The organism is Caballeronia sp. NK8 (assembly GCF_018408855.1).
In the GTDB taxonomy this organism is placed as follows: domain Bacteria; phylum Pseudomonadota; class Gammaproteobacteria; order Burkholderiales; family Burkholderiaceae; genus Caballeronia.
Map to the genome: position 1 here is coordinate 1,473,527 of NZ_AP024322.1, position 17,847 is coordinate 1,491,373.

Below are 17,847 nucleotides of genomic sequence, written 5' to 3' on the forward strand. Positions count from 1 at the left end.
GAACGATCGTGCTTTTTTGTGTATTCTGCGGCCATCACCGACAATTGAATCAGTATCCAGCCGACAAGGAGACACCTTCATGGCAGTGGATTACGCGATACGCGGCGATGTCGCCGTTCTTACGCTCGACAATCCGCCCGTCAACGGGCTCGGGCATTCGACGCGCCTCGGCATCGTCGAAGGCATCGGGCGCGCAAACGATGATGAGCAGGTGCGCGCCATCGTCATCATCGGCGCGGGCAAGGCGTTTTCGGGCGGTGCGGACATCACCGAATTCAACACGCCGAAAGCCACGCAAGAGCCGACGCTCATGACCGTGATCAAGGCGCTCGAAGCGAGCACCAAGCCCGTGATCGCGGCGATCCACGCGGTCGCGATGGGCGGCGGCCTCGAACTCGCGCTCGGCGCACATTACCGCATCGCCGCGCCCGGCGCGCAGATCGCGCTGCCGGAAGTGAAGCTCGGTTTGCTGCCCGGCGCGGGCGGCACGCAGCGCCTGCCGCGCGTGGTCGGACTGGAAACGGCGCTGAACATGATCGTGTCCGGCACGCCGGTGCTGTCGGAGAAACTCGCGCAGACCGCGCTCTTCGACGAACTCGCCGAAGGCGATCTGCTGGAGCACGCGCTGTCGTTCGCACAGCGCGTCGCCGATCGCGGCGCTCCTTATCCAAAGGTGCGCGATCGCAATATCGAACATCCGAATGCCGAAGGCTTTATCCAGTTCGCGAGGAACGGCGTTGCGGCGGTCGCGAAGCATTTCCCGGCGCCGCACAAGTGCATCGACGCCGTCGAAAAGGGCGTGAAGGAAGGCTTCGAGCGCGGCCTCGCATTCGAGCGCGAGTGCTTTCTCGCGCTCGTGCAGACGCCCGAAAGCCGCGCGCTGCGGCATGCGTTCTTCGGCGAGCGTGCGGCGGCCAAGATCGCCGATGTGCCGTCGAATACGCCCGTCAGGAAGATCGAGCGCATCGGCGTGATCGGCGCGGGCACGATGGGCGGCGGCATCGCGATGAACTTCCTCAACGCGGGGCTGCCCGTCACGCTGCTAGAAACGAAGCAGGACGCGCTCGATCGCGGCATCGCCACGATTCGCCGCAACTACGAAGCGCAAATGAAGAAAGGCAAGCTCACGCAGGAGCAGGTCGAAACGCGCATCGCGCTGATTCAGCCGACGCTTGCCTATGCCGACCTCGCGCACGCGGACCTCATCATCGAAGCCGTGTTCGAAGAGCTGAGCGTGAAGGAACAGGTGTTCCGCCAGCTCGATGACGTCGCGAAGCCGGGCGCGATCCTCGCATCGAATACGTCGACGCTCGATCTGAACCGCATCGCTGCCTTCACGAAGCGCCCCGGCGATGTGATCGGCATGCACTTCTTCAGCCCCGCGAACGTGATGAAGCTGCTCGAAGTCGTGCGCGGCGCGAAGACCGAGAAGGACGTGCTCGCGACCGTCATGCAGCTCGCAAAGAAAATCAAAAAGACGGCGGTGCTGTCGGGCGTGTGCGATGGCTTCATCGGCAACCGCATGATCGAGCAGTACATCCGGCAGGCGCTCTTCATGCTCGAAGAAGGCGCGTTGCCCGCGCAGATCGATCGCGCGATCGAGACCTTCGGCTTCGCGATGGGCCCGTTTCGCATGAGCGATCTCGCGGGCAACGACATCGGCTGGGCGATCCGGAAGCGCCGCTATCGGGAGCAGCCGGATCTGCATTACTCGCGCGTCGCGGATCGTCTCTGCGAAACGGGCCGCTTCGGACAGAAGACCGGCGCGGGCTGGTACGACTATCAGCCGGGCAAGCGCGATGCGGCGCCGTCGAAACACGTCGATGAAATGATCGTCGCGTATTCGAAGGAGCAGGGCATCGAGCGGCGCAGGATCGGCGATGAAGAGATCGTCGAGCGTCTCGTGCTCGCGCTCGTCAACGAAGGCGCGAAGATTCTCGACGAAGGCATCGCCGGCAAGGCGTCGGATATCGACATGGTCTATCTGACGGGCTATGGCTTTCCACTCTGGCGCGGTGGTCCGATGCTCTACGCGGACACCATCGGCCTCTACAACGTGGAGCGCGCGATGCGCAAGTACGCGAAGCAGGCCAACGGCGAAGCGTGGCAGCCTGCCGCGCGCGTGACCGAACTCGCGCAATCGAATGGACGCTTCAATGACTGAGACGAAACCCGTTGAAGATGTATTCCTCGTCGTCGATGTGCAGTACGACTTCATGCCGGGCGGCGCGCTCGCCGTCGCACGCGGCGATGAAGTCGTGCCGGTCGTCAACCGGCTCGCGCGCGCGTTCTCGCACGTCGTGCTGACGCAGGACTGGCATCCGCGCTCGCACGTCTCGTTCGCCGCGAATCACGCGGGCCGCCAGCCGTTCGAGATGATGACGCTGCCCTACGGCGAACAGGTCTTGTGGCCGGTGCATTGCGTGCAGGACACGCAAGGCGCGGCGCTGCATCGCGATCTGCATGTGCCCCACGCGCGCCTCGTGATTCGCAAGGGGCATCACGAGCACGTCGATAGCTACTCGGCGTTTATCGAAGCGGATCGTGCGACGCCGACAGGCCTCGAAGGCTATCTGCGCGATGTCGGTGCGAAGCGCGTGTGGCTCGCGGGACTCGCGACCGACTATTGCGTCGCGTGGTCCGCGCTCGATGCGCGCGCGGCGGGCTTCGAGGTCATCGTGATCGAGGACGCGTGCCGTGCCATCGACCTGAACGGCTCGCTCGACCAGGCGTGGCGCGACATGCTCGCTGCGGGCGTGCAACGCTTGAATTCGGACGACGTATTGAAAGCAAGGGAGACGACATGACCGATGCAGTCATCGTAGCGACGGCGCGCACCGCGCTCGCCAAATCGTGGCGCGGCGCGCTCAACATGACCCACGGCGCGACGCTCGGCGGCCATGTGACGAAGGCCGTCGTCGAGCGCGCGGGCATCGATCCGGCGCGCGTCGAAGACGTCATCATGGGCTGCGCGAATCCCGAAGGCGCGACGGGCATGAACATCGCGCGGCAGATCGCGTTGCGCGCGGGCTTGCCGGTTTCCGTGCCGGGCATGACGGTGAACCGCTTCTGCTCGTCGGGCCTGCAGACGATCGCGCTCGCCGCGCAGCGCGTGATGGCGGGCGAGGGCGATGTGTACGTCGCGGGCGGCGTCGAATCGATCTCGTGCGTGCAGAACGAGATGAACCGCCACATGCTGACCGATGGCTGGCTGAACCAGCACAAGCCCGAAATCTACTGGTCGATGCTGCAGACAGCCGAGAATGTCGCGAAGCGCTACGAGATATCGAAAGCGCGGCAGGACGAATACGGCGTGCGTTCGCAACAACGCGCGGCGGCGGCGCACGCGGCGGGCAGATTCGCCGAAGAAATCGTGCCGATCACCGTGCTCGCCGGCATCGCGGACAAAGCGACGGGGCGCATGTTCACGAAGGAAGTGACGCTCGCCGCCGACGAAGGCATCCGCGCCGACACCACGCTCGAAGGCGTATCGAACATCCGCACCGCGCTGCCGGGCGGCGTCGTCACGGCGGGCAACGCGAGCCAGTTTTCCGATGGCGCATCGGCGTGCGTCGTGATGAGCGCGGCGCTCGCCGAGAAAGAAGGGCTTGCTCCGCTCGGCATCTTCCGCGGCTTCGCGGTCGCGGGCTGCGAGCCGGACGAAATGGGCATCGGTCCGGTGTTCGCGGTGCCGAAGCTGTTGAAGCGTGCCGGCCTGTCCGTCGACGATATCGGCCTGTGGGAATTGAACGAAGCCTTCGCCGTGCAGGTGCTCCACTGCCGCGACACGCTGGGCATTCCCGACGAGCGCCTGAACGTGAACGGCGGCGCGATCGCGGTCGGGCATCCGTATGGCGTGTCGGGCGCGCGTTTGACGGGGCATGCGCTCATCGAGGGCAAGCGGCGCGGCGCGAAGTTCGTCGTGGTCACGATGTGCATCGGCGGCGGCCAGGGCGCAGCGGGCTTGTTCGAAATCGTGTGACGGTTGCGCGTTCCTCGGCGCACGGCGATTTTTGCTACGCTTCAGTTCTCGTTCGAAAACAGGAGTCGCCGTGCTACGTCACATCGTCATGTGGAAGCTGAAGGAAAACGCCGAGGGCGCGAGCCGCGCCGAGAATGCTCAAAAGCTGAAGGCGAAACTCGAAACCTGCCGCAGCATCGTGAAGGGGCAAGGGCATTTCGAAGTCGGCACCGCGCAGCCGGGTTTCGATTGCACGTATGACGTCGTGCTCGTGTCCGACTTCGACGACAAAGCCGCGCTCGAAGCCTATCAGGTTCATCCGAAGCATCTGGCGCTGAAGGATTTCGTCGCGACGGTGCGCGAAGAGCGTCAATGCGTCGACTACGAAGTGTGAGCGCGATGTCCTCTTCCGATAACCCGGCGAGCAACGTCTCCATCGAAAGTCCGTTCATCGACGCGCTCGGCGTGCAACTCGTCAAGGCCACCGACGGCGAAAGCGAAGTACGCATGCCGCTGCAGGAAACGCACCTGAACACATGGGGCATCGCGCACGGCGGCGTCACGATGACGCTGCTCGACGCCGCGCTCGCGCTCGCCGCGCGCAGCGTCGCGGGCGATGGCATCGGCGTCGTCACCGTCGAGATGAAAGTCAACTTCATGCAGCCGGGGCGCGGCGAACTGCGTGGCTACGGCCGCGTGCTGCATCGCTCGACCACGATGGCCTATTGCGAAGGCGAGATTCGCGACAGCGAAGGGCATTTCGTCGCGAAGGCGCTCGGCACGTTCAAGTATATGAAGCGGCTCGCGGTCGGGCGCGACATCGTCCGGCAGAAGATGCGTTCCGATCCGAAGGCGACGCCGGGACCGAGCGACGCCTGAACCTCATTATCGCGAAGGAGAATTCGCATGGCAGATGCACAGATCAATCGCCAGATATGGCTCGTGTCGCGCCCGCAAGGCGAGGCGTCGGTGTCGAACTTCAGGCTGGTCGAAACGCCGCTCGCGCCGCTCAAGGACGGCGAGGTGCGCGTGCGCAATCACTATCTTTCGCTCGATCCGTACATGCGCGGCCGCATGGACGATGCAAAATCGTACGCCGCGCCGCAACCGCTCAACGAGGTGATGATCGGCGGCACGGTGGGCGTCGTGACCGAATCGCGCAATCCGGCGTTCAAGACGGGCGATAGCGTCGTCGGCGTGCTCGGCTGGCAGGAATACGGCACGTCGGATGGCCGAGGCCTGAACAAGGTCGATACGTCGCAAGTGCCGCTGTCCGCGTATCTCGGCGCGCTCGGCATGCCGGGCGTCACGGCGTGGTACGGCCTGAACCGCATCATCGAGCCGAAGGCGGGCGAGACGGTCGTCGTGTCGGCGGCGAGCGGCGCGGTGGGCAGCGTCGTCGGGCAACTGGCGAAGGCGGCGGGCTGTCGCGCGGTGGGCATCGCGGGCGGGGCGGGCAAGTGCCGCTATGTCGTCGAGACGCTCGGTTTCGATGCGTGCGTCGACTACAAGGCGGGCAAGCTGTACGAGGATCTGAAGGCCGCGACGCCCAATGGCGTTGATGGCTACTTCGAGAATGTCGGCGGCGAAGTGCTCAATGCGGTGCTCGCCCGCATGAACGCGTTCGGACGCGTCGCGGTGTGCGGCATGATCTCGGGCTACGACGGCAAACCGCTGCCGATGGACGCGCCCCGGCTCATTCTCACGCAGCGGCTCAAGCTGCAGGGCTTCATCGTCTACGAGCATCTGGATATCTGGCCGCAGGCGCTGAAGGAACTGAGCGAGCGCGTCGTCTCGAAGAAGCTGCATTTTCGCGAGAGCATCGCCGAAGGGCTCGAGAATGCGCCCGAGGCGTTCCTCGGCCTCTTGCGCGGGAAGAACTTCGGCAAGCAGCTGGTGAAGCTCGTCTGATAACGAAGGAACGCCACGTGGATCGCTTCGAAGGCAAGGTTGCCGTCATCACCGGCGCGGGCAGCGGATTCGGTCGCGCGTTCGCGAAGCAAGGGGCGGCGCTCGGCATGAAACTCGTGCTCGCCGATCTCGACACCGCCGGACTCTCCGCGACCGTCGAAGCGGTGCGCACGGAGGGGGGCGATGCGATCGGCGTCACCACGGACGTGTCGGATGCCGCGCAGGTCGAAGCGCTCGCGCGCGCATCGCTCGATACCTACGGCGGCGCGCATCTGCTCTTCAACAACGCGGGCGTCGGCGCGGGCGGCTTCGTCTGGGAAAACAGCGCGAACGACTGGCAGTGGGTCTTCGGCGTGAACGTGATGGGCGTCGCCAACGGCTTGCGCGCGTTCGTGCCGATCATGCTGAAACAGAACGAGCCGGCGCATATCGTGAACACGGCGTCGGTGGCGGGCCTGCTCGCCGCGCCCGCGATGGGCGTGTACAACGCGTCGAAGCACGCCGTCGTCGCGTTGACGGAGACGCTGCATCATGACTTGCGGCTAGCGGGCGCGTCGCTGGTCGGCGTATCGCTGCTATGTCCCGCGTTCGTGCCGACCGGCATCGCGGATGCCGAACGCTCGCGGCCCGAAGCACTCGCCAACGCGGCGCCCCATACCGCGTCGCAAAAGCTCGCGGCGCGGCAACTGACCCGAGCGGTGGAGGGCGGCAGGCTCTCGGCGCGCGATATCGCCGAACTGACCTTCGACGCAGTGCGCGAACGGCGCTTCTATGTCATCACGCATCCGAACATCATGCCGTCGGTGCAATTGCGGCTCGACGATATCGCGCAACTGCGCAATCCGACCGATCCGATGTCGCTGAAGCAGCCGCGCTAGGCGGCCGTGCTTCATGGCATGATCGTGTCCCTTTGACGCTTTTTCCGCCGATGCCGCTCAATCCGAAGATCGCGCAAATCCTGGAGATGGTCGCGCGCGCCAATCGACCGCCGTATCACACGCTCACGCCGCAGCAGGCGCGCGCCGCCTACGCGATGAGCGCGCAAATTCTCGATATCGCGCCGCTGCCGATGCACAACATCGAAGACCTGCGTGTGCCGACGCGCGATGGCGCAAGCATCGGCGTGCGCGCGTATTACCCGGTCGAACCGAGCTGGGCCGAGCCTTCAGCGGCGCTGCTGTATCTGCATGGCGGCGGCTTCACGGTCGGCAGCGTGGCGACGCATGACGCGCTGTGCCGCAAGCTCGCGCACGACGCGGGCTGCGCGGTGGTATCGGTGGACTATCGGCTGGCGCCCGAGCACCGGTTTCCCGTCGCGGTGAACGACGCATTCGACGCGCTGCAATGGCTCGCGCGCGAAGCGCCGACGCTCGGCATCGATCCGGCGCGGCTCGCGATCGGCGGCGACAGCGCGGGCGGCACGCTTGCGATCGTGTGCGCGGTGCTCGCGCGCGACGCGGGCATCGACTTGCGGCTGCAACTGCTGATCTATCCGGGCACGAGCGCGTGGCAGAAGAGCGCATCGCATGCGCGGCTCGCGGAAGGATATTTGCTGTCGGGCGAAACGATCCAGTGGTTCTTCGCGCAATATCTGCGCGATGACCGCGACCGCGACGACTGGCGCTTCGCACCGCTCGACGCAGCGGGCGGCGTGCCCGAGTTCAAGGGCGTCGCGCCGGCGTGGATCGCGGCGGCGGATCACGATCCGCTCTATGACGAGGACATCGCGTTCGCCGCCCGGCTGGAAGAAGCGGGCGTGCCGGTCACGCTCACGCGCTACGAAGGCATGATTCACGAGTTCTTCAAGATGGGCGGCTTCGTGCCGGAAGTCGCCGAGGCGCATGCGGAAGCCGTGAGCGCGCTGCGCGCAGCCTTCGAACGGGTGTAGTTGCCGAAAGGCAGACGAAAATCCGAATTCTCCCCTGCACAGAATCCGCGCTGGATCGTTAAATGGCGGCCCTTGCCATTCGATCCGGTTTTCCTGTGCATATCAGAACGTTGCGCTGTTCGATTTACGCCGCCTTGCTCGTCATCGCGGCGCTCGTCGGCGCATTCAACCTGCTCAACCTGAACGAAGCGTACGGCGACGGGCCGCCGTATTACGCGCGCACGACGAACATGGACAAATGGACCGATCCGCTACCCGTGCTCGCGGCGGTCGATGCTTTCGCGCTGCTGGTCATCTTCGCGTCCTTGTGCCTGGCGCTACGAAAACGCTGATCACGCAATCCCGAACGCAAACGCCCGCTCGAACGCTCCCGGCCGCACGATGCGATGCGAACCGTCATCGTCGCTGCGCTCCTTGATGTCCAACGACAACCCTCGCGCCGACGGACTCACGCGCAGCGCCGTCGTGCTGCGCGTCCCATACTCCGGCGTTTCGATGAACGCCGCCGACAGCACGCGCTCACGCTCGATCGAAATCCCTGTCGACGGCAGATGCTCGTCGTTTGCGATGCGCGGATCGCGCAAGGTCTCGATGAGCACATCGAGCGACGGACGCTCATCGGCATGAATCAGATCGCACAACGCCTCGCGCTGCGCGACGAGCTTCGGCCACGGCGTGTTCAAGAGACTGTTGGATAGACCGTGCACGCCTGCGTCCAGCAGCGCGGGCGGCGCGTCGGCGCGATTGCCGTACCAGCCGAGTTCGCGGCGCGTGAAGTCTCCGCAAAGCAGATTGAAGCCGTTATAGCGATGTCCTTCTTGCGCCACGCCGCGCAGATAGTCGAGCGGCGCGATGCGCTCGCCCGCGAGAAACGCGCTCACGAGCGTGCCGCGCGTCGGTGCGTTCGGCTTCATGTCATCCGGCGCGCGATAGTTCGTCAGCGCGGCGAAGCGGCCATCGCGCGAGACGCCGAGCCAGGTTCCGCCGCCCGTCAGATCGCGGCCGGCGAGCACGCCGGGGGCATCCGTCCACCAGTGCATCGGCTCGGCATCGCGGCGAAAGAATTCGTCGCGGTTGGCCGAGAGCGTCAGCAAGGCGCGGCCATCGTCGTGCGAAGCCGTGGGCTGCCAGTCGAAGACGATCAGACACATGCGCGCGCGGCCTCAGGCATCGACGGGAAACGCATAGGGCAGCGGCACGAAGGTGAGCGTCGGGCCCTCGGCGGAACCGACGTGCACCGTGCCGTTGTCGAGCGCGGCGAGCTTGATCTCGACCAGACAGTCGACGCCGCCGTTCTCCGCGGGCGCCACGTTGACGACGAGTCCGCACGGCTGGCCGGGATCGTCGGAATGAAAGAGCTCGGCGCCGGGCACGGCTGTATCGATGTGATTGCCGACGTGCGCGAGCGCCGTGCGCCGCTTGATCGTGCCGCGATACTGACTGCGCGCGACGATCTCCTGTCCCGGATAGCAGCCCTTCCTGAAGTTCACCGCGCCGAGCACGTCGAAGTTCACCATCTGCGGGACGAACTGCTCGACCGTCGCGTGCGTGATGCGCGGCTCGCCCGCGTGGATATCGAGCCAGTCCCACATCGTTTCGGGGGCGCGTTGCAGTTTTTCATCGAGTTTCGCGAGTTGCGCCTCGACGTCGGCTTTCGGGCCGACCCACAGAAAGCGCGGACGATGCGCCGCGTCCGGCACGCGGATCAGCGAGCCATGCGGACCTTCCACCTTGACGTGCACGCCGTCGGGAAGCGCATCGAAGATGCCGGAAAGCGCTGCGCGCACATCGCCGGCGAAGCCGACCGCCGCCACTTCGGGCGTCGCGTCGGTGAGTTTCGCCTTCGAGCGCAGCACGAACATCGACAGGCGTTTCTGCACGGCGGCCTGCACGTCCCGCGCGATCAAGAGGCGCACCGCGTCCGCCGTGCGCCACATCAGGAACGAGCCGAGCAGGCGGCCCTTCGGCGAGCAGTAGCCCGCGAGGCGCGCGGTGGAGGCATCGAGATGCTGGACATCGTTCGTGACCTGGTTATGCAGGAAAGAGGCGGCGTCCTCGCCCCTGACGTCGATCACGCCGAACTGTGTAAGCGGCATGTAGGCGCCGGCGGTCTTGACGGATTCGTAATCGGAGGCGGCGAGAGCTGTGGTCTGGGAATTCATGAAATGAGCATGAGGTGGTCGGCTGTCAATCCTATCGTTTGGGCTCGGGTCGGCGAAAGCGACTCTGACGCAGGCGGCAAGTTATTATATTGGTCTTATCTCAAGCGTGTTTCGCATGTCCTTTCTGAAGAAATGCGTCGTGGCGGCGGTGCTCGCCGCGATGCTCGCGGCGGCCGTCGCGGGCGGCGTGTACTGGTGGGCGAACCGGCCCATGGAATTGTCGACGCCCGAACTCGACGTCACCATCAAGCCCCACAGCAGCCTGCGCAGCGTGAGCGCCCAGTTGAACCGCGGCGGCGTGCCGGTCGAACCGGAGCTGTTCGTGCTGATGACGCGCGTGCTCGGCCTGTCCTCACAGTTGAAGTCCGGCAATTACGCTTTCAAGAGCGGCATCACGCCCTTTGAGGTGCTGGAGAAGATCGCACGCGGCGACGTCAACGAATATGTCGCGACCGTCATCGAAGGCTGGACGCTGCAGAAAATGCGCGGCGAACTCGACGGCAATCCGGCGCTCAAACACGACACGGCGGGCATGACCGACACCGACCTGCTGCGGGCGATCGGCGCGGCCGAGGTCGACAAGGCGTCGGCCGAAGGGCTGTTCTTCCCGGATACCTATCTGTTCGACAAAGACACGAGCGATCTCGCCATCTATAAGCGCGCATACCGGCTGATGCAGTCGCGCCTCACCGAAGCGTGGAACACGCGCGCCCAGAATCTTCCTTACAAGACGCCTTACGAGGCGCTCATCATGGCGTCGATCGTCGAGAAGGAGACGGGGCGCGCGCAGGACCGGCCGCTCGTCGCGGCGGTGTTCGCGAACCGCCTGCGCATCGGCATGCCGCTGCAGACCGATCCGACCGTGATCTACGGCCTCGGTCCGGCCTACGGCGGCAAACTGAAGAAAAAGGATCTGCAGACGGACACTCCGTACAATACCTACACGCGCATGGGCCTGCCGCCGACGCCTATCGCGCTGCCCGGCGTGGCCGCATTGAACGCCACGCTCAATCCCGCCGCGAGCGGCGCGCTGTATTTCGTGTCGCGCGGCGACGGCAGCAGCATCTTTTCCGACAATCTGGGCGACCACAACAAGGCCGTCGACAAATACATCCGGGGTCAATGAATGGCGCGCGGCAAGTTCATCACGTTCGAAGGCATCGACGGCGCGGGCAAGACCACGCATCTCGACTGGTTCCGCCAGCAACTCGCCGCGAAGCTCGAAAAGAGCGGACATCAGGTCGTGATGACACGCGAACCGGGCGGCACGCCGCTTGGCGAAACGCTGCGCGGCATCCTGCTCAATCAGCCGATGGATCTGGAAACCGAAGCGCTGCTGATGTTCGCCGCACGCCGCGAGCATCTGGCGCAGGTGATCGAACCGGCACTTTCGCATGGCGACTGGGTGCTGTCCGACCGTTTCACGGACGCGACCTTCGCGTATCAGGGCGGTGGGCGCGGCCTGCCGCGCGACAAGCTGGAAGCGCTGGAGCGCTGGGTGCAGGGCGGTTTCCAGCCCGATCTGACCGTGCTCTTCGACGTGCCGACCGACACCGCAAGCGAGCGTCGCTCCGCGGCCCGCGCGCCGGACAAGTTCGAGAGCGAGTCGGACGCGTTTTTCGAGCGCACGCGCAGCGAGTATCTGCGCCGCGCGGCGGAATCGCCGCAGCGCTTTGTCATCGTCGATTCGACCCGTGCGATCGGCGATATTCGCAAAAGACTTGAAGAAGTAGTCTCAAGCCTCTGATTTTACTTGAAAATATCGATGATTTACCCTTGGCAAACCGATGACTGGCAACGTCTCCAGCACTTGCGCGCGCACTGGCCGCATGCGCTGTTGCTGCACGGAGAGGCCGGCATCGGCAAGCTTCAGTTCGCGCAGCATCTGGCGAAGGGCCTGCTGTGCGAAGCGCCCACGGCGAACCACGAGCCGTGCGGCGCGTGTCCGGCATGCCTGTGGTTTTCGCAGGGCAACCATCCCGACTACCGTTCCGTGCTGCCTGAAGCGCTCGCCGGGCTCGCGGCCGGAGGCGCCGACGCCACCGACTCGGCCGAAAAAACGGACGGCGACGAGGGCAAGAAGACTCGCACGCCCAGCAAGGAAATCAAGATCGAGCAGGTGCGCGCGCTGCTGGATTTCTGCGGCGTCGGCTCGCATCGGGGCGGCCTGCGGGTCGTGCTGCTGTATCCGGCCGAGGCGCTAAATGTCGCGGCGGCCAATGCGCTCCTGAAGACGCTCGAGGAACCGCCTTCGGGCGTGGTGTTCCTGCTGGTGTCGGCGCGCGTCGACCGGCTGTTGCCGACCATCATCAGCCGCTGCCGGCAGTGGCCGATGAGCGTGCCGCCGCAGACGGAAGCGAGCGCGTGGCTCGCATCGCAGGGCGTCGACGATCCGGCGGGGCTGCTCGCGCAGGCAGGCGGCGCGCCGCTTGCCGCGCTTGCGCTGGCGAACGACGAGCACCGCGCCTTGCGCGACTTCGCGCTCGCGCAACTGGCCGCCGGACCGAATTGCGACGCCTTCGCGTGCGGGGAGAATCTGCAGAAAGTGCCCGTGCCGCTCGTGCTCGGCTGGCTGCAGCGCTGGCTTTACGACTTGCTTGCGGAGCGCACGGCGGGCCGGCCGCGCTATTTTCCCGGCGCCGCGAAAGCGCTCGCCCGCTGCGCGCACAGCGCCGATTCCGCCGCGCTCGCTCGTTACATGAAGACCGTCACGCGTCAGCGCGCGGTCGAGAACCATCCGCTCAACGCGCGCCTCGTGTTCGAGGAACTGTTCATCGGGTATCGCGGGATTTATACGGCCTGACGCGTTCGCGCCGCGCCGTAGCGAAAGAATTGCATCAAGGAGCACCGGATGTTCGTCGATTCACACTGTCATATCAACTTCGAAGGGCTCGCCGACCGTCTGCCCGACGTGCTCGACAAGATGCGCGCGCACTCGGTCACGCATGCGCTCTGCGTGTCGGTCGATCTGGAAACGCTGCCTTCGGTGCTCGACATCGCCGAACGGTACGAGAACGTGTATGCCTCCGTCGGCGTGCATCCGGATCACGAGGACGCGAAGGAGCCGAGCGTCGCCGAGCTGGTCGAACTGGCTGCGCACCCGAAGGTATGCGCGATCGGCGAGACGGGGCTCGATTACTATCGGCTGGAAGGGCGCAGCATCGACGAGATGGAATGGCAGCGCGAACGTTTTCGCACGCACATTCGTGCCGCACACCAGACTGGCAAGCCGCTCATCGTCCATACGCGTTCGTCGTCGGAAGACACGCTGCGCATCATGGCCGAAGAGCGCGCCGACGTGCCCGGCGGCGTCATGCATTGTTTCACCGAGCCGTGGGACGTCGCCGAAAAGGCGCTCGCGCAGAACTTCCATGTCTCGCTGTCGGGCATCGTCACGTTCAAGAACGCGAAGGATGTGCAGGAAGTCGCGCGGCGCGTGCCGATCGAGCGGCTGCTGATCGAAACCGACTCGCCGTATCTCGCGCCGGTGCCGTATCGGGGCAAGCCGAATGAACCTGCGTATGTGAGTTATGTCGGACGTTTCATCGCGCAGTTGCGCGAGCAGCCGGAAGAGGCCGTCGCGCAAGCCACCACCGCCAACTTCTTCCGGCTCTTCAAGATCGCGCAGCCAGCCTGAGGGCGGCCGGACCGCGCGCAAAAAAACTGTTTCAAGGCAATCCGAAGGTCACTTATGAACAATTCCCCGATGGTTTCCATCCTGTCCGCGTCGAGCGCGCCTGACGTTTCCCGCGCACGCGCTGCGCGCCGTGCCGTGCGCGGTCTGGTCGCCGGCACGCTGCTCGCGGCGTGCGCGATCGCGCAGCCGGTCTGGGCCGCGTCCGTGGACTCGCTCATCAAGGCGGTCAAGTTCGACGACATTTCGGCCGTCAAGAAACAGCTCGCGCAGGGCGCGGACCCGAATACGGTCGACAACACCGGCACGCCGATCATCGTGATCGCGGCGCGCGAGAAGTCCGACAAGGTCGGCCAGTTGCTCGCCGACAATCCGAAGACCGATCTTGAGAAAACCGACCCCGCCGGCGAAAACGCGATGATGCTCGCCGCGCTCAACGGCGACGCCACCTTCGTGAATCTGCTGATCGCGAAGGACGCCGAAGTGAACAAGAAGGGCTGGACGCCGCTGCACTACGCGGCAACCAACGGTCATGACGACATCGTGAAGATTTTGGTCGATCATTCGGCGTACATCGACGCGGGCTCGCCGAACGGCACGACGCCACTGATGATGGCGGCGCGCGGCAATCATCTTTCGACCTGCAAGCTGCTGCTCGACGAAGGCGCGGATCTGCGCGTGAAGAACCAGCTCGGCATGACGGCGGTGGACTTCGCGCGCAAGTACGAGGCGCGGGACGTCGCAGAGGGTCTGCAGGCACGCCTGGATTCGATGCCTCAAGGCGCAGGCGGTGGCGGCGGCGCTCCGCAAAGCGGCTCAAACGGTGCAAAATAGCGCAGCGCGAAATTCGAACGGGGCGAGGGCGGTCAGGCGCGGCCGCCGATCGTCCCAATCGCCCCGATTGCCCCGAACCCGTCGCCCCAACACGAGCCGCCGCTCAACATAAAAGGAAGATCATGCTGCGGGAATTCGTCATCGCCTGTGCTCTCGCAACGCCCGTGTGCGCGTTCGCGTTTACCGGCAACGATCTGAACAAGCTCTGCACCAAAACGGATCCCAATTCGCGAACCGCCTGCGCGGCCTATATCGAAGGCGCGGCGGACGGCATCTACAACACGATCGAGGCGATCGGCGGAACCTCCGGGCCGCAGATCGGCCAGTATTTCTGCCTGCCGGCGGACGTGAAGCCGCAGCAACTCACGGACGCGGTGCGCAAGTACATCGCCAATAATCCCGACAAGGCCGATTTCAACGCGACCACGATGGTCTCGCTCGGTCTCGGCAAGGCGTTTCCCTGCAAGGCGGAACGCTGATCGTCTTTTGACGCCGGGGCGCCATCGGGCGTCCTGGCGTCGCGCTGCATCGCGCGGCGATCCGCATCCGTGCGATGCGGCCTTCGTATTCACTTCGCCGCCTCCACTTTCACGAAGCTGATCTTCGCGACGCTCATGCTCCCACTCGATCACTTCCTGAATCTCGCCGAACGGCCGCTCGGCACCTGGCCCGGCGCGCTGGTCGTCGCCGTCATCGCCGTGGCCGTCGCGGTGGGCGTGCATCGTATCGGCGCGCGCATCCTGACGCGCATCGCGCGGCCTTATCCGCTGATGAGCGTCGTGTTGCGCTACATCGACACGCCCGCGCTCATCCTGCTCATCATCCTCGGCATCGGCTTCGTGATCTTCGAGGCGCCCGATGCGCTGCCTTTGATCGGCGTGCTGCGCGATATCGAAACGGTCGCGCTGATCGCCGCGCTCACGTTCCTCGCGGCGCGTTCGGCCAGCGCGGTGGGCGAGGCGATCGTGCAGGCGCATCCGCTCGACACCGACGACAATCTCAACGCGCGCCGCATCCACACGCAGGCGCGCGTGCTCGCGCGCTCGGTGATGGTGGTGATCGTGATCATCGGCTTCGGCGCGGCGCTGATGGCGTTTCCGAGCGTCAGGCAGATCGGCGCGAGCCTGCTGGCTTCGGCGGGGGTCGCCGGACTCGTCGCCGGGATCGCGGCGCGGCCCGTGCTCGGCAATCTGATCGCGGGCTTGCAGATCGCGCTGTCGCAGCCGATCCGCCTCGACGATGTCGTCGTGATTCAGGGCGAGTGGGGGCGCGTCGAGGAGATCACGGGCACGTATGTTTCGATCCGCATCTGGGACCAGCGGCGGCTCATCGTGCCGTTGCAGTGGTTCATCGAGAATCCGTTCACGAACTGGACGCGCAACAGCTCGCAGATCATCGGCACGGTGTTTCTGTATGTCGATTACCGCATGCCGATCGCACCGCTGCGCGAAGAACTGGAGCGCATACTCGCGCACGCGCCGGAATGGGACGGACGCGTGCAGGTGCTGCAAGTCACCGACGCCACCGATCGCGCCATGCAGTTGCGCGTGCTCGTCAGTTCCTTCGATTCGGCGCTCAACTGGGATTTGCGCTGCCGCGTGCGCGAAGGGCTCGTAAACTTCGTGCAGGCGGCGTATCCGCAGTATCTGCCGCGTGCGCGCGCGGATCTGTCGACGGACAAGGACCGCCACGTCGATTTCGCGCCGCCGCTGGAGCGCCCGGGCACGGCGCAGGCGGCCAGCACGGCGAACACACCCGCCGATCCGGTCGCGAGCCGCGGCGAGCCGAGTGGACCGGACCCGCGCGCACATTCGATGGCATCAACCGGGAAGACCTGAACCCACACGGCATTCTCCAGTCGAAAATTTCGGGTTTATCCTGAAAAATAACGTTCGAAGAGGAAAAGGAAAGCATATGAGCCGTCTCGTCGTCGTATCCAACCGGGTCGCCACACCGACCGAAACCAAGGGCTCCGCGGGCGGGCTCGCCGTCGGCGTCTTCGGCGCGCTGAAGGACAGCGGCGGCGTCTGGTTCGGCTGGAGCGGCGATGTGGTGAGCGAAACCGTCGCGAACCAGGGGCCAAAGCTCGAACAGGACGGCGCGGTGACGTTCGCGACCGTCGGCCTGCCGAAGAAGGACTACGACCAGTATTACCGCGGCTTTTCCAACGCGATGCTGTGGCCGGTCTTCCACTATCGCAACGATCTCGCCGTCTATGAGCGCGACGAATACACCGGCTACCGGCGCGTGAACGCGTGGCTCGCGCACAAGCTCATCAAGCTGCTCGAACCCGACGACATCATCTGGGTTCACGACTATCACCTGATCCCGTTCGCCGAGGCGCTGCGCTCGGCGGGCATCGCCAATCGCATCGGATTCTTTCTGCACATTCCGTTTCCGTCGCCGCAGATTCTCCTGAACATCCCGCCGCATGAGGAGCTCGTGAAGTCGCTGTGCTGCTATGACGTCGTCGGCTTTCAGACCGAGCGCGATCGCATCGCGTTTCATGATTACATCGTGCGGCACGCGCACGGCACCGCGACGCCCGACGGACACGTGGAAGCGTTCGGCAGAAAGCTCAGGACGAACGTCTATCGCATCGGCGTGTTTCCGGACGAGATCGCCGAGCAGGCCGAGCGCGGCGAAGCGCGTCAGGACGTGATGGACCTGAAGCAGAGTCTCGAAGGCCGCAAGCTCATCATGAGCGTGGACCGGCTCGATTACTCGAAGGGGCTCGTCGAGCGCTTTCGCGCGTTCGAGCATTTCCTGGAGAAGTCGCCGGAGTGGCGCGGCAACGTCACGCTCGTGCAGATCGCGCCGCCGACGCGCTCGGACGTCGAAACCTATCAGCAGATCCGCCAGAACCTGGAATATGAAGCGGGGCGCATCAACGGCCGTTACTCCGGGCTCGATTACACGCCGATCCGCTATCTCAACCAGCGCTACGACCGCTGGAAGCTGATGTCGCTGTTTCGCGAATCGCAGATCGGGCTCGTCACGCCGCTGCGCGACGGCATGAACCTCGTCGCGAAGGAATACGTCGCCGCGCAGAATCCCGATGATCCCGGCGTGCTCGTGCTGTCGCAATTCGCGGGCGCGGCCGATGAAATGACCGGCGCGGTGATGGTCAATCCGCACGATATCGTCGGCACCAGCGAGGCGATCGGGCGCGCGCTCGCGATGCCGCTCGCCGAGCGCAAGCAACGCTACGAAACCAACATGACGGCGCTGCGCAAGCACGATCTCGGCGTGTGGCGCGACGACTTTCTCGCGGATCTGCGCGGCGCGCCGAAAGCGTAACCGCCGCGCGAAACGAGTGTTTCGCCCCTGTAACAGAGCGATGAAAGTGCAAGAATCGCCCGCGATATGCGCATCGGCCCCCGATAATGCGTTCAACACGACACTCATCGACGGACAGCGCGAGACGGAATAACGCGTAAGGGCAAACCTCGTTGCC

General features: G+C 65.1%; 19 protein-coding genes. 17 read left to right on the forward strand and 2 right to left on the reverse strand.

All coding sequences use genetic code 11. The annotated features are described in order from the left end of the window. The first annotated feature begins 79 nt into the window (after positions 1–79). The 9 genes from NK8_RS07090 to NK8_RS07130 all read left to right on the forward strand — a co-directional run bounded on the left by NK8_RS07090 (position 80) and on the right by NK8_RS07130 (position 8,092). Positions 80–2,164, forward strand: a complete 2,085-nt coding sequence (locus NK8_RS07090) for a 3-hydroxyacyl-CoA dehydrogenase NAD-binding domain-containing protein (protein ID WP_213228338.1) — start codon at positions 80–82, stop codon at positions 2,162–2,164. Beyond that, positions 2,157–2,807 (forward strand): bifunctional nicotinamidase/pyrazinamidase, encoded by a 651-nt coding sequence (pncA, locus tag NK8_RS07095; RefSeq protein ID WP_213228339.1) that lies wholly within the window; start codon positions 2,157–2,159, stop codon positions 2,805–2,807. Before NK8_RS07090 ends, pncA begins: the two co-directional genes overlap by 8 nt. Further along, the gene (locus tag NK8_RS07100) at positions 2,804–3,982 is read left to right on the forward strand and encodes an acetyl-CoA C-acyltransferase (protein WP_213228341.1); all 1,179 of its coding nucleotides are present in this window, start codon (positions 2,804–2,806) and stop codon (positions 3,980–3,982) included. Before pncA ends, NK8_RS07100 begins: the two co-directional genes overlap by 4 nt. A gap of 70 nt (positions 3,983–4,052) precedes the next feature. Then, the gene (locus NK8_RS07105) at positions 4,053–4,355 is read left to right on the forward strand and encodes a Dabb family protein (RefSeq protein WP_213228343.1); all 303 of its coding nucleotides are present in this window, start codon (positions 4,053–4,055) and stop codon (positions 4,353–4,355) included. Between the two features lie 5 nt (positions 4,356–4,360). Beyond that, complete coding sequence (locus NK8_RS07110) at positions 4,361–4,840, forward strand: PaaI family thioesterase (protein WP_213228345.1); 480 nt, start codon at positions 4,361–4,363, stop codon at positions 4,838–4,840. 27 nt (positions 4,841–4,867) lie between these two features. Beyond that, a complete protein-coding gene (locus NK8_RS07115) occupies positions 4,868–5,872 on the forward strand; it encodes an NADP-dependent oxidoreductase (RefSeq protein ID WP_213228347.1) in 1,005 nt (334 codons plus the stop codon). Positions 5,873–5,889: 17 nt separating this feature from the next. Beyond that, complete coding sequence (locus NK8_RS07120) at positions 5,890–6,750, forward strand: SDR family oxidoreductase (RefSeq protein ID WP_213228349.1); 861 nt, start codon at positions 5,890–5,892, stop codon at positions 6,748–6,750. A gap of 50 nt (positions 6,751–6,800) precedes the next feature. Next, positions 6,801–7,760, forward strand: coding sequence for an alpha/beta hydrolase (locus NK8_RS07125; protein ID WP_213228537.1), 960 nt, complete (start codon positions 6,801–6,803; stop codon positions 7,758–7,760). A gap of 62 nt (positions 7,761–7,822) precedes the next feature. Then, on the forward strand, positions 7,823–8,092 hold the full coding sequence (locus NK8_RS07130; RefSeq protein WP_225936223.1) for a hypothetical protein: 270 nt from the start codon (positions 7,823–7,825) through the stop codon (positions 8,090–8,092). On the opposite strand, the gene NK8_RS07135 is transcribed toward NK8_RS07130, so the two are convergent. Beyond that, positions 8,093–8,911, reverse strand: a complete 819-nt coding sequence (locus tag NK8_RS07135; protein WP_213228351.1) for an NRDE family protein — start codon at positions 8,909–8,911, stop codon at positions 8,093–8,095. Positions 8,912–8,923: 12 nt separating this feature from the next. Further along, positions 8,924–9,922 carry a folate-binding protein YgfZ gene (locus tag NK8_RS07140; protein ID WP_213228353.1) on the reverse strand — a complete coding sequence of 333 codons (999 nt, stop codon included), beginning with the start codon at positions 9,920–9,922 and terminating at the stop codon, positions 8,924–8,926. Positions 9,923–10,037: 115 nt separating this feature from the next. On the opposite strand from NK8_RS07140, the gene mltG reads away from it, so the two are divergent. From mltG to otsA, 8 genes are all read left to right on the forward strand, one after another. Further along, positions 10,038–11,048, forward strand: coding sequence for an endolytic transglycosylase MltG (gene mltG / locus NK8_RS07145; RefSeq protein WP_213228355.1), 1,011 nt, complete (start codon positions 10,038–10,040; stop codon positions 11,046–11,048). After that, on the forward strand, positions 11,049–11,669 hold the full coding sequence (gene tmk, locus NK8_RS07150; RefSeq protein ID WP_162065615.1) for a dTMP kinase: 621 nt from the start codon (positions 11,049–11,051) through the stop codon (positions 11,667–11,669). It begins immediately after the preceding gene. Positions 11,670–11,687: 18 nt separating this feature from the next. Next, a complete protein-coding gene (locus NK8_RS07155) occupies positions 11,688–12,725 on the forward strand; it encodes a DNA polymerase III subunit delta' (RefSeq protein WP_213228357.1) in 1,038 nt (345 codons plus the stop codon). Between the two features lie 48 nt (positions 12,726–12,773). Further along, positions 12,774–13,559 (forward strand): TatD family hydrolase, encoded by a 786-nt coding sequence (locus NK8_RS07160; RefSeq protein ID WP_162065617.1) that lies wholly within the window; start codon positions 12,774–12,776, stop codon positions 13,557–13,559. A gap of 54 nt (positions 13,560–13,613) precedes the next feature. Next, positions 13,614–14,390, forward strand: a complete 777-nt coding sequence (locus NK8_RS07165; RefSeq protein WP_225936224.1) for an ankyrin repeat domain-containing protein — start codon at positions 13,614–13,616, stop codon at positions 14,388–14,390. A gap of 122 nt (positions 14,391–14,512) precedes the next feature. Further along, the gene (locus tag NK8_RS07170) at positions 14,513–14,869 is read left to right on the forward strand and encodes a Rap1a/Tai family immunity protein (protein WP_014191314.1); all 357 of its coding nucleotides are present in this window, start codon (positions 14,513–14,515) and stop codon (positions 14,867–14,869) included. A 135-nt stretch (positions 14,870–15,004) separates the two neighbouring features. Next, complete coding sequence (locus tag NK8_RS07175) at positions 15,005–16,228, forward strand: mechanosensitive ion channel family protein (protein WP_213228359.1); 1,224 nt, start codon at positions 15,005–15,007, stop codon at positions 16,226–16,228. 76 nt (positions 16,229–16,304) lie between these two features. Next, entirely contained in the window at positions 16,305–17,690 is a 1,386-nt protein-coding gene (gene otsA / locus NK8_RS07180) for an alpha,alpha-trehalose-phosphate synthase (UDP-forming) (protein ID WP_213228361.1), read from the forward strand. Positions 17,691–17,847: the final 157 nt, after the last annotated feature.

Coding starts and splice junctions, on each gene's coding strand:
- NK8_RS07100 (WP_213228341.1), top strand. CDS start 2,804: ATGACCGATGCAGTCATCGTAGCGACGGCGCGCACCGCGCTCGCCAAA.
- NK8_RS07175 (WP_213228359.1), top strand. CDS start 15,005: ATGCTCCCACTCGATCACTTCCTGAATCTCGCCGAACGGCCGCTCGGC.
- NK8_RS07110 (WP_213228345.1), top strand. CDS start 4,361: ATGTCCTCTTCCGATAACCCGGCGAGCAACGTCTCCATCGAAAGTCCG.
- otsA (WP_213228361.1), top strand. CDS start 16,305: ATGAGCCGTCTCGTCGTCGTATCCAACCGGGTCGCCACACCGACCGAA.
- NK8_RS07135 (WP_213228351.1), bottom strand. CDS start 8,911: ATGTGTCTGATCGTCTTCGACTGGCAGCCCACGGCTTCGCACGACGAT.
- NK8_RS07115 (WP_213228347.1), top strand. CDS start 4,868: ATGGCAGATGCACAGATCAATCGCCAGATATGGCTCGTGTCGCGCCCG.
- NK8_RS07140 (WP_213228353.1), bottom strand. CDS start 9,922: ATGAATTCCCAGACCACAGCTCTCGCCGCCTCCGATTACGAATCCGTC.
- tmk (WP_162065615.1), top strand. CDS start 11,049: ATGGCGCGCGGCAAGTTCATCACGTTCGAAGGCATCGACGGCGCGGGC.
- pncA (WP_213228339.1), top strand. CDS start 2,157: ATGACTGAGACGAAACCCGTTGAAGATGTATTCCTCGTCGTCGATGTG.
- NK8_RS07155 (WP_213228357.1), top strand. CDS start 11,688: ATGATTTACCCTTGGCAAACCGATGACTGGCAACGTCTCCAGCACTTG.
- NK8_RS07165 (WP_225936224.1), top strand. CDS start 13,614: ATGAACAATTCCCCGATGGTTTCCATCCTGTCCGCGTCGAGCGCGCCT.
- NK8_RS07170 (WP_014191314.1), top strand. CDS start 14,513: ATGCTGCGGGAATTCGTCATCGCCTGTGCTCTCGCAACGCCCGTGTGC.
- NK8_RS07125 (WP_213228537.1), top strand. CDS start 6,801: ATGCCGCTCAATCCGAAGATCGCGCAAATCCTGGAGATGGTCGCGCGC.
- NK8_RS07160 (WP_162065617.1), top strand. CDS start 12,774: ATGTTCGTCGATTCACACTGTCATATCAACTTCGAAGGGCTCGCCGAC.
- NK8_RS07130 (WP_225936223.1), top strand. CDS start 7,823: ATGGCGGCCCTTGCCATTCGATCCGGTTTTCCTGTGCATATCAGAACG.
- NK8_RS07090 (WP_213228338.1), top strand. CDS start 80: ATGGCAGTGGATTACGCGATACGCGGCGATGTCGCCGTTCTTACGCTC.
- mltG (WP_213228355.1), top strand. CDS start 10,038: ATGTCCTTTCTGAAGAAATGCGTCGTGGCGGCGGTGCTCGCCGCGATG.